Genomic DNA, 10,312 nt, shown 5'->3' with positions numbered 1-10,312 from the left:
GGCCGCATCGCCAGCCAGATCACCGCCGTGCCCGGCAGCTCGCGCTATTTCAAAGGGAGCGTAGTCAGCTACGCCAACGAAACCAAAATCAACCTGCTCCGCGTAAACCCTGAAACCCTCAGCCAGCATGGCGCCGTGAGCGAACAAACCGTCCGCGAAATGGCCGAAGGCGCACTCGCTGTGCTCCAGGTCGACTGCGTGATGGCGGTGTCCGGTATTATGGGCCCCGACGGCGGGACGGACGAGAAGCCCGTGGGCACCGTCTGGATCGCAGTGGGAGGGAAGGGGAACATCCGCACGATGCGTTATCATTTCCGGTACGACCGGGCGCGCAACACGGAGATGACCGCCATCGCCGCGATGAACGAACTGAGGAAGTGGCTGGTAGGTTAAATTCCCTTATTTTTGTCATCTACTAAAACAATCACTTATATGGCAATTGTCGAACTGGTGATGCCCAAAATGGGAGAGAGCATCATGGAAGCCACTATTCTACGCTGGCACAAAAAGCCCGGCGATGCGGTGAAAGTGGACGATACGGTGCTGGAGATCGCTACGGACAAAGTGGATAGGGAAGTGCCGTCGATAGCAGACGGCGTGATCACTGAAATCCTTTTTAATGAAAACGACGTGGTGCCCGTTGGTACGGTGATCGCCAGGGTGGAAACCGCTGCTGATGCGCCGGTGGCTCCTTCTCCTGCCGCTGCTCCCGCGCCCGAAGCCGCCCGTCCTGCCGAGCCCCAATACCAGACTGCGCCGCCCCGCCCGCAGGCAGCCGCCACGGTGCCTTCTTCCGGCGAAGCCCGTTTCTATTCCCCACTTGTACTGACTATCGCACAACAGGAAGGCGTTTCATTCGCCGAGCTCGAAAAGATTCCAGGTTCCGGCAACGAAGGCCGCGTTACGAAAAAAGACATTCTCGATTACATCGCCAACCGCGGCGCCAACGTGCAAGAGCCGGAAGTGATCCGCGAAGCGCCCCAGGCCGCTCCCGCACCTTCCCGCGAAATCACTACCGTGGCCGCTTCCAACTCTTATGGCGGCAACGTGGAGATCATCGAAATGGACCGTATGCGCAAGCTGATCGCCGACCATATGGTGCGCAGCAAGCACACTTCCCCGCACGTTACCAGCTTCGCGGAATGCGACGTTACCAATATGGTGCGCTGGCGCGATAACGTGAAGAAGGATTTCGAAAAGCGCGAAGGCGAAAAGATCACCTTCATGCCGCTCTTCGTGGAGGCCGTGGTGAAATGCATCAAGAAATTCCCGCTGGTGAACTGCTCGCTCGATGGCGACAAGATCATCCTCAAGAAAGATATCAATATCGGCATGGCCACCGCGCTGCCTTCCGGCAACCTTATCGTACCGGTGATCCGCAACGCGGACATGCTCAACCTGGTAGGCCTCACCAAACAGGTGAACAGCCTGGCCAACGCCGCGCGCCAGAACCGCCTGAAGCCGGAAAACACGCAAGACGGCACCTTCACCATCACGAACGTAGGTACCTTCGGCAGCCTCACCGGCACGCCGATCATCAACCAGCCGCAGGTAGCGATCCTGGCGGTGGGCGCCATTAAGAAACGCCCGGTGGTAGTGGAAACGGAACAGGGCGATTCTATCGCCATCCGCCACATGATGTACCTTTCGCTGTCGTACGATCACCGTATCGTGGATGGCTCGCTGGGCTCGACTTTCCTCAGCGCCGTAGCCACGGAGCTCGAAAATTTCGATCCATCGAGAGGTTTCTAGGAGAAGAAAAAGCATTGCAAAGCGCGGCGGAACTGATGTTCCGCCACGCTTTTTTTAGTTGGAATATATGCCGGTATTGGATGCAACATACAGTACGTTTGTTGTACTCCGGTGGGTTGTTTAACAAGCAAAAGGCAGTGTAGAAAGGCCTCCTGTCGGGGAAACAGCAAAGCGCGCCTGGATACTTTCCCGGCGCGCTTTTCAAATAGTATGCACAAAAAAAAGGCTTCCCGCCAGGGAAGCCTTATATAGGATCGATAAGAAACTAATCTGCCTATTAATAACGACGATCGCGTCCGCCGCCGCCGTATCCGCCACCGCCACCGGGACGGTTGTTGCGGAAACCACCACCACCGTTAGAGGGGGATTTCGGACGAGCTTCGTTGACCATCAGTTGTTTGCCTTCTACTTCACTACCGTTCAGACGCTCCATTGCCAAGGTGCCTTCTTCTTGATTCGGCATCTCAACAAAACCAAAACCACGTGAACGACCGGTTTCGTGATCCTTAATGATTTTAGCAGAGGTCACTTGCCCGAATTCGCTAAAGATTTGGTGAAGGTCCTCATCGTTCAACCTGTAGTGCAGGTTGGCTACGTAGATGTTCATGATAAAAAAATTAAAAAATGAAAAATAATACTGAATGAAGATAAGGAATTAACTCAATATTCTGTTCGGCATTCCTTGAATAAATTTTCAGGTTGCCCCTTTGGGTGGGTGGGGGAAAAATAACTACTTATATTGGTAAGGTATTTAAATGATTACGTATTATTAAATAATTATCACCAATATACCGTGGAATCCGCATATGAACGAAATTCCGTAAATTCAGGTAGGACGGAAAAATTGTCCGGGGCTATGAAAGTACTGAGCGAGACGTGGTTTGCCGACGGCTATATCGATTTTGAACTGAAGAAATACACTTTACTGGCTTATCTGCAGGAAATCAACCATTGCTTCCGCCAGAACAAATTGTACCCCCAGTTAGGCGATCTGATCTATCATTACAACAATCTCGTTTCGTTCCGCGACACTAAAAAATTCCTCCAACAGCAGTTTCCCAAACGGATCGCCGCGGTAGACCTGCAGCGGCTCCAAATTCTCTACGAACAGATCGCAGCAGACGATGAACTGATGGAAGAACTGGAAACCATCATCCAGTTTTCACTCCCCGAAATGAACGGCGCCATCCAGGGCGGAACGGAGATTTACGAGTTCGTGGAAGATCAGCTCAACATCGCTCCCGTCGGCATCGTTCCGCTCGACAGCCAGGAAGGCTACATGCTCCTCTGCGACGGGCATGCCGCCGATACGCGCGTCTACCAGTACCGGCTCACGATCTTCGAACGGCATGATGAGAAATTCCGGGGCATCCACACCCATTTCATCGATTCCTACACCCGCAGCCTGGCCAACACACAACAAAGCATCAAGTCGGACCTCATCCGCAACTTCCGCGAACTGCCTAACCCTGCCGTATACACGGTGGAAACAGACCTGGTTTTCCCGGTGGAAGAAACGTTGCTGCCAGTCGCCAAACGCCTGCTGGTAAAGTATATCACGCAGTACGCGGCCTGATCATTCGAGGCCCGGCGCCTGCATGGAACTGCCGGTGAACTCTACTTTCACATCATATCCCAAAGGCGTGTAGTAATTGCGCAGGATGGCGATGATCTTGTTCATGCTCTGCTTCTGGTTCATCACATTTTCCTCCATCTGCGAACGTTCGGTATCATAGAGCTTCTTCTGCACCTCGGTGTAGGTTTCATCATCCGAAAACGTGAACCATCCTTTGCGGGACGAGGTTTCCATCCGGTTCATCCGCAGCTCGAAGCTCAGCAGTTTCGGTTGCGGCAGCCGGATGAATACGGTAGTATCCTTCACCGTGAGGTGGAAATTGGTACTATCCGTATCCACGCCATATTTGGCGATGTAGGGAACAGAAACCCAGGCAGTATTCTCCGTAAAAACACGTTTGAGATTATCGCTCCATTCCCCGCTGTTGCTGACGTTGCTTTGCTTGAAAGTAGCGGTGCCCTGTACTTCCAGGCTGGCGAGCTCCGCGATCTCGCGGATCAGCAGCACGTTGTTGACCGCCTTTTCATTGACGGTGCTCTTGCCGCCCGTACAGCGCCCCAGCATGAATATGCCGATTATAAACAGTATGATGACAGCCCAGGTCAGGATCTTTTTCATGCCTTTTTGTTTTTCATCCCGGAATAGGATTCGCCGATCCTTTTGCTCATGCACCGTTCGGGGTATTCCCACACAGTAAAGCCGTATTGTTCGTACAATCCCTGCGCGTCCTGCGTCATCAGCATCATGCGGCGCAGCTGCTGCAGCCCGGGGTGGGAGAGGATCACTTCCATCAGCCACTTCGAAAGCCCCTGCCCGCGGTGCGCCGGCAGCACGAACACGTCCGCCAGGTAGCCGAAGGTGGCATAGTCGGTCACCACACGGGCAAAACCCACCTGTTCCCCCTCATGATACATGCCAAAGCACAACGAATGCTCAATGGAAGTTTCCACGAGCGAAACGGGTATATCCTGCGCCCAGTAACTGTCTTCGCTGAGGTAGCGGTGAATGACGGGCAGTTGTAATGCCTGCTTGTCGGTAGTGATGCGGTAATTTCCTTTCGTGGCTTCCAATGGCTGTTGCATGTTTCCTTTTTTCTTCTTAAAAATAAAACAAAAACGCCGGATGCATGAGATCCGGCGCATTGTATATTCCGTACAAGTCAAAAACGTTACGCAAACCGTTGTCTGCGCAGAATGCGGTTGTACAATTGAGGTGTGAGGCCCGTCACTTCCATGAACTGGCGCTCGAGTGTATGCCGGCTGGTTTTGAAACGAAGGGCGAGGTCGATCATGGCCACGTTCCCTTTTTGTTCGATTAGGTAATCCACCATTTCATCCACCTGTTTCAGGGACGATTGCTGGTGCGGGATCAGGCTTTCCAGCGCCTGGTCGAGGATATGATGAATTGTATGGATGTCTGCCGCGTTGCGGATCGATGCGCTCACTTCCGCCCAGTTGCCCTTGATCCGGCTGAGGTCACGGAAATAATTCGTCACCGATTCCATGCTGATGCCCATCAGGCGATGGCTGGCGTAAGCGTTCAGCTGCACCACCACCATGCTGAGCGGCCCCGTTACCCGGGCGTTCAGCGCACAGGTGAAAGGCCCTGTTACGGCCGCTTCCGGCAGGTCAAACGCCGCGTGGTCCGCAGGTTTGAATGCAAGCCCGCCCTGGCGGATAAACACCAGGTACTGTTTGCCGGCCGCAAAGAGTTTTTGCTTGAAAATCTCCGCTGTGGAGTGCACGTCGTCCAGCACGATATAGCGCTGAACAAAGGGATGGAGGCTGTCTTTTGGACTAAGGATATAGGTGTTCATAGGACTAATTGCATGATTAATTCAATCATCCGTAGGTACTTCAACCGATGTAAATATAGACAAATTACTACATGTAAAAGTGTTTTAATTAGATATTTTTCTGTTATCTGTGGAAAGGATTGAAAATCTTCCAGTTAACGAGACGATAACAAAAAAGCGGCCCGGGGAAACGGACCGCTTTTCAGGATAATTATGTCGAAACCGGTTATTCAGCGGTATCAAAGCCCCAGTCGCGGCCTTTCTCCGTAGCCGGTACGCCTTTGCTCAGCCATTTGGGAGCGGGGGCGCCCTTCAGGTAATGGTCGAAGAACTGCTGCTGGCGGATCTGGATGTCTTTCCGGTTCTGGCGCTGCATCAGGTTGTGCGCGTCACCATTATAATTGAGCATCCAGGTGGGTTTCCCCAGGCGGCGGAGCCCTGTGAACATCTCGATCCCCTGGTACCAGGGCACGGCCCCGTCCGCATCGTTGTGCATGATCACCAGCGGCGTAGTGACCTTCGGCAAATGGAACAACGGCGAGTTCTCGATGTACAACTCCGGCTTCTCCCACAACGTAGCCCCGATACGGCTTTGCGTATGCTCGTACTGGAACTGTCGGTTCATCCCGCTTTCCCAGCGGATGCCGCCGTAAGCGCTCGTCATATTCGCCACCGGCGCGCCTGCCCATGCTGCCTTGAACAGCGGCGTTGCCGTCACCAGGTAACACACCTGGTAACCGCCCCAGCTCTGACCCTGGATGGCCATGTTCGACCGGTCGATCCAGCTGTTTTTCGCCAGCGCTTCGGCGCCGCTAACTATGTAATCATAAGCGCTTTTGCCCGGGCGGCCGTTCTCGTAACGGATATCCGGCGCCAGCACCACGTACCCGCGGCTCACGAAGAACGTAATGTTCAGGCGCGAAGGCGTGGGAGCGGGCGGCTGGTAACCATATAATCCATCTGTCAGTTTCTCGTAGAAGTAAATCAGCACCGGGTACTTTTTCGCCGGATCGAAGTCTTCGGGTTTGTAGAGGATACCCTCGGTTTCCTGTCCGTTGTACGTCTGCCATTTGAACAGCTCCGCCGTGCCCCAGTTGTAATCTTTCTGCTGGGGGTTCAGCTGGCTGATACGTTTGGCGGTCGATAGTTCTTCGCCCGCGAAGATATCGGGAGACTCCTGGTAAGTTGTGCGCTGGTAAAGGATCATGCTCGCATTTTTCGCTTTCACGGGAGCGATGTAAGCGTACGGGCCGCTCACCACCTGCTTCGGCGCGGCCTTATCCATCAGCCTCACCGTATAGAAACCGCCGAATTTGGTGACATCGCTCTGGCTTTCGAGCAGGAGGGTTTGTTTCGGTGCGTAGAAGCGCTCGTCGGGGTTCAGTTTCACGTTGCGCAGCACGGTTTTGTTCGCGCGGCCGATGCCTTGCGTGATCATCACGGCGGGCTCTTTGCCGGAGGGGTCTACCTGCCAGATGTCGTAACGGTCGTTGATGTACACATATTTGTCGTTCTCCATCCAGCCGGTAGTACCGTACGGCTGCGGGAAGTCGGGCATGTCCATTTCTTCGTCGGTCAGCTTCACGGGGATGCCCGCGGAAATGATGCGCGTTGAGCCGGTGAGGAAGTCGTAGGAAGAATATTGCCCGTTCATGTTATCGAACCAGATGATGTATTTGCCGGCGGGAGAAATCGCGATCTGCCCGTTCAGGTCCTGCTTGATGGACATGCGGCGGCCGCTGGGGATGTGCACCATCCAGGCGTTCTTATTCGTTTTGCCTGTCCATTGCAGCGCGATGCGGGAATGGCTGTCGCTGGTGCCGAGCCCGTATTCGGCATTGCCCTCATCACCAAACTGGAACGTTTCCATGGAATCATCGCTAAGCTGCACCATGCGGTTTTCGGCCGGGAAGTACACCGCGGTGTAGCTGCGCTTCAACTCGCGGTCGAGGTTTTTGAGCTGCATGGGCTGCAAATAATCGTCGAGGTAATGCCATACGTCCACTTTCGCCACTTCAAAATCCACGATGGTCGTGTCTTTCGGTTTGGGAATGGGGGCGGTGCCGAAGAAAAGCCGCTGGCCGTTGCGGGAGAAAATAAGCCTGCCGTTTTCGGAAACGCTCCATTTATCGCGCATGCCGTTGCTGCTGCTGGTGATCGCCAGGCGCGCGGTGTCCATCCCCGGACCATAAACGGCCAGTGCATGAACGGTAACGGGCGCTTTGGAACTATCGCGGCTTACGGTCCATGCGAGCTGTTCGCCTTTGTCATCAAAAGCAAACTGCGCAAACTTGCCCTGGCCTTTGGAAATATATTTCGATTCGCGTTTGGAGGTGTTCCAGAGGATCACGCCGGGAGTGGCGAGACTGTCCTTCTTCCCCGGGCTCACCACGGCGGTAAGCGCGTTGCCGGGTTTGGAAAGTGTGTAGGAAGTGACGTGACGGATGGTGTCGAACAGCAGCGCTTTGCCGGTCTGGATGATCACAAGGTCTCCAGCGGCGGAGGCGCCTCCTTTCCCCGGACCGTCATCATCCGCATCCGCGTCATCCGCCGCGGTGGCGGGTTTTGCGGCTGGTTTCTTAGCAGCAGTGGTATCCTTAGCTGGTTCCACGAGATAAGCGATGATGCCGCTGCCTTTCTCGGGTGTTTTGAAGGATTTCACTTTCGCCGTGTGCACAACGGTTTTACCGGAAGCCAGGTCGTAAATGGCCAGGGAGTCTTTCGGCATATCGTCGGGCTTCGCTTTTTTGATGCGGGCCTGCCGCGTTTCCTGGAAGCGCGGTTTGATGGTGAAAGCTACAAACCGGTTGTCGTCCGTGATCACGGGAGCCGTACCGCGTTCGAAGGCGGTTTGCCGGCCGGTCTGGAGATTGCGGATGAAGAGGGTGGCGTCGCCTTCCTGGGGCGTTACGGTGTAAACGGCCCAGCGCCCGTCGGGGCTTACCAGTTTTACGCCGATGTTTTGCCAGCTGTCGTACACGCTGTGGTCGAGCGGTTTTTTAGATTGCGCCATCGCGCCGGTGCACCATAGGCCGAGGGATACGAGCCACATTGCAGATCGGGTCATAAGCCAGTTCAGTATTTATTAGTTCGTAAAGTTGGTTAGGATTACCGCAAAATAAGGCTTTTCATATCAAGTTCAGCCCATTTGGTGATAAACGGTCAATGCGCGGGCGAGTGCTTGGCCTGGCGGGCCACGCGGAGCATCTGTAGTACTACGGAGAGGAGGATGAGCCCCAGCCCGGCATAAAAGCCGCTGTGCAGCAGCTTGTTTTCATGGAAAATGATGAAAGCCAGGATGATGCTGTATAAAGGTTCGAGGTTGAAACAGAGGTTGACGGTAAAGGCCGATATCTTCTTCAGCGCGTTCATCGACAGTGTGTACATCATCACCGTACAGAACCACGAAAGGATGAGCAGGTAAATGGCGTCGGGCAGGCTGGGGAGGATGTTCTCCACCGGGAAGGCGACCAGGTATGCCGGCATGAGCAGCGTAAGGCCGAGGAAACCCACGCCCAGCTCGTAAAACGTAATGGTGGCGGTATCATATTTTACCACCAGCTGCTTGTTCAGCACGGTAAACAGCGCCGCAAACATGCTGGAGATAACGCCGAGGATAATGCCCGTCCGGTACTGCGTATCGAAATGGAAAATGAGCAGGATGCCCGCCAGGGTGAGAAAGCTGAGGAACATCTCCACTTTGTCGAACCGGCGGCGGTTGATCAGCGGGTCGAAAACCGCGGTGAAAAGACTGGTGAGCGAGAAGCAGACGACGCCGATGGAAACGTTGGCGTATTTGATACTGCCGTAAAAGAATATCCAGTGCAGCGCTACGATGCAGCCGACCCCTCCGATCCGCAGAATATCCCGGAGCGGCAATTTCTTCAGCTTCCCCTGCCAGCGGAAGAGGAAATACATCGTCACGGCGGTGATAAGGAGCCGGTACCAGACCAGCAATCCCTCATTCAGCGTGATCAGTTTGCCGAGGATGCCCGTAAACCCGGCGAGGAATACGGAGAGGTGTAGCTCAATAAACGCTTTCTTCACTGCACTATTTTAGCGGCGCTTTTTCCCGAAGAGGCTATGCCATTGGATCTTCAGCACCCCGAAGATCCCTTCTTTCACAATGCCCTTGCTCATCTTCGAGTAGCCTTCTTTACGATCTATAAATGTAATGGGAACTTCCGCGATCCGGAAGCCGAGCTTCCAGGCGGTGAATTTCATTTCTATCTGGAATGCATATCCGACAAACCGGATGTCGGAAAGGTCGATGGTTTCCAGCACCTTGCGGGTGTAGCACACGAAACCAGCCGTCGCATCTTTCACGGGCATCCAGGTGATGCAGCGCACATAAATGGATGCGCCGTAGGAGAGGACCGCCCTGTCCCAGGGCCAGTTCTCCGTTTTGCCGCCTGGCACGTACCGCGAGCCCACCGATACATCGGCCCCGCCACCAGCGCAGGCGTCGTACAAACGGATAAGATCCCTCGGGTTATGCGAGAAATCGGCATCCATCTCGAAGATGTACTGGTAGGTACGGGCCAGCGCCCAGCGGAAACCGTGGATGTAAGCGGTGCCAAGCCCTTGCTTGCCGCTTCTTTCCTCGATAAACAACTGACCCGGATACTGTGCCTGCATGCCTTTAACGATCGCGCCCGTGCCATCCGGCGAGCCGTCGTCCACAATTAAGATATGGAACCCCTGTTGCAACGAAAAGACCGTCTCGATCATGCGCGCGATATTGTCCTTTTCGTTGTAAGTGGGTATGATAACTAATTTTTCCAATTAGCTGATTTGATTTAAGGATGGCAAAAATAGATAATAACCCCCGGTTTTTTACCGGGTGAACTAAACTTTTAAGGTTTTTTTAGCATCATGTCGTGATAGATCTCGGTCAGTTTCTCTTTCGTATTGAGGGGGAACTCGGCTTTCATCATCCAGTCGTAGTACTGGGGCTCCTGTTTCAGCACGTCGCGCACCGGGCGGCCCTTGTATTTCCCGAAGTTGAAGATTTCCGTACCATTCTGCCGCACGATCCGGCGGGCGAAATCCACGTATTCATCTTCCCTGGTGAACTGCGCCAGCGCGTCCACGTCGGCTTTCAGCTGTGAGGAATAACGCACCAGTTGGGCTTCCAGGATCTCGAATGTAGCCACGGCATCGGCCTCTGCGCTGTGCGCGTTGGTCAG

At 54.2% G+C, this 10,312-nt stretch carries 10 protein-coding genes and 1 pseudogene; 3 read left to right on the top strand and 8 right to left on the bottom strand.

Annotated features, from left to right (window positions below; all coding sequences use genetic code 11):
- Window positions 1–393 (top strand): CinA family protein (locus Q0510_RS10070; RefSeq protein ID WP_298710659.1); only part of this gene is annotated, 393 nt, incomplete at its 5' end.
- Between the two features lie 39 nt (window positions 394–432).
- Window positions 433–1,752 carry a dihydrolipoamide acetyltransferase family protein gene (locus Q0510_RS10065; RefSeq protein ID WP_298710656.1) on the top strand — a complete coding sequence of 440 codons (1,320 nt, stop codon included), beginning with the start codon at window positions 433–435 and terminating at the stop codon, window positions 1,750–1,752.
- A 277-nt stretch (window positions 1,753–2,029) separates the two neighbouring features.
- On the opposite strand, the gene Q0510_RS10060 is transcribed toward Q0510_RS10065, so the two are convergent.
- Entirely contained in the window at window positions 2,030–2,359 is a 330-nt protein-coding gene (locus tag Q0510_RS10060; RefSeq protein WP_298710651.1) for an RNA-binding protein, read from the bottom strand.
- A gap of 249 nt (window positions 2,360–2,608) precedes the next feature.
- Between Q0510_RS10060 and Q0510_RS10055 the strand changes: the two genes are divergently transcribed.
- Window positions 2,609–3,328, top strand: a complete 720-nt coding sequence (locus tag Q0510_RS10055) for a hypothetical protein (protein WP_298710648.1) — start codon at window positions 2,609–2,611, stop codon at window positions 3,326–3,328.
- Here Q0510_RS10055 and Q0510_RS10050 read toward each other — a convergent pair whose 3' ends face one another.
- From Q0510_RS10050 to Q0510_RS10020, 7 genes and pseudogenes are all read right to left on the bottom strand, one after another.
- The gene (locus Q0510_RS10050) at window positions 3,329–3,946 is read right to left on the bottom strand and encodes a DUF4230 domain-containing protein (protein ID WP_298710646.1); all 618 of its coding nucleotides are present in this window, start codon (window positions 3,944–3,946) and stop codon (window positions 3,329–3,331) included. It abuts the gene before it with no gap.
- On the bottom strand, window positions 3,943–4,410 hold the full coding sequence (locus Q0510_RS10045; RefSeq protein WP_298710643.1) for a GNAT family N-acetyltransferase: 468 nt from the start codon (window positions 4,408–4,410) through the stop codon (window positions 3,943–3,945). Before Q0510_RS10045 ends, Q0510_RS10050 begins: the two co-directional genes overlap by 4 nt.
- Window positions 4,411–4,496: 86 nt before the next feature.
- The gene (locus tag Q0510_RS10040; protein ID WP_298710640.1) at window positions 4,497–5,144 is read right to left on the bottom strand and encodes a DUF6597 domain-containing transcriptional factor; all 648 of its coding nucleotides are present in this window, start codon (window positions 5,142–5,144) and stop codon (window positions 4,497–4,499) included.
- Between the two features lie 205 nt (window positions 5,145–5,349).
- A complete protein-coding gene (locus tag Q0510_RS10035) occupies window positions 5,350–8,190 on the bottom strand; it encodes a prolyl oligopeptidase family serine peptidase (RefSeq protein ID WP_298710637.1) in 2,841 nt (946 codons plus the stop codon).
- Between the two features lie 95 nt (window positions 8,191–8,285).
- Window positions 8,286–9,170: a DMT family transporter gene (locus Q0510_RS10030; RefSeq protein ID WP_298710635.1), complete on the bottom strand. Its 885-nt coding sequence runs from the start codon at window positions 9,168–9,170 to the stop codon at window positions 8,286–8,288.
- 9 nt (window positions 9,171–9,179) lie between these two features.
- Window positions 9,180–9,908: a polyprenol monophosphomannose synthase gene (locus Q0510_RS10025; protein WP_298710632.1), complete on the bottom strand. Its 729-nt coding sequence runs from the start codon at window positions 9,906–9,908 to the stop codon at window positions 9,180–9,182.
- Window positions 9,909–9,979: 71 nt separating this feature from the next.
- Window positions 9,980–10,312 (bottom strand): annotated as a pseudogene (locus tag Q0510_RS10020) (3'-5' exonuclease); the annotation flags it as partial.

This window comes from uncultured Chitinophaga sp., from assembly GCF_937874145.1.
GTDB lineage: Bacteria > Bacteroidota > Bacteroidia > Chitinophagales > Chitinophagaceae > Chitinophaga.
The sequence above is the reverse complement of the archived record's forward strand: the minus strand, read 5'-3'. Positions and strand labels throughout refer to the sequence as shown.

Bases quoted from the DNA above. Each gene is read 5' to 3' on its own strand.
- Q0510_RS10065 (WP_298710656.1), top strand. From the start codon at position 433: ATGGCAATTGTCGAACTGGTGATGCCCAAAATGGGAGAGAGCATCATG.
- Q0510_RS10060 (WP_298710651.1), bottom strand. From the start codon at position 2,359: ATGAACATCTACGTAGCCAACCTGCACTACAGGTTGAACGATGAGGAC.
- Q0510_RS10055 (WP_298710648.1), top strand. From the start codon at position 2,609: ATGAAAGTACTGAGCGAGACGTGGTTTGCCGACGGCTATATCGATTTT.
- Q0510_RS10050 (WP_298710646.1), bottom strand. From the start codon at position 3,946: ATGAAAAAGATCCTGACCTGGGCTGTCATCATACTGTTTATAATCGGC.
- Q0510_RS10045 (WP_298710643.1), bottom strand. From the start codon at position 4,410: ATGCAACAGCCATTGGAAGCCACGAAAGGAAATTACCGCATCACTACC.
- Q0510_RS10040 (WP_298710640.1), bottom strand. From the start codon at position 5,144: ATGAACACCTATATCCTTAGTCCAAAAGACAGCCTCCATCCCTTTGTT.
- Q0510_RS10035 (WP_298710637.1), bottom strand. From the start codon at position 8,190: ATGACCCGATCTGCAATGTGGCTCGTATCCCTCGGCCTATGGTGCACC.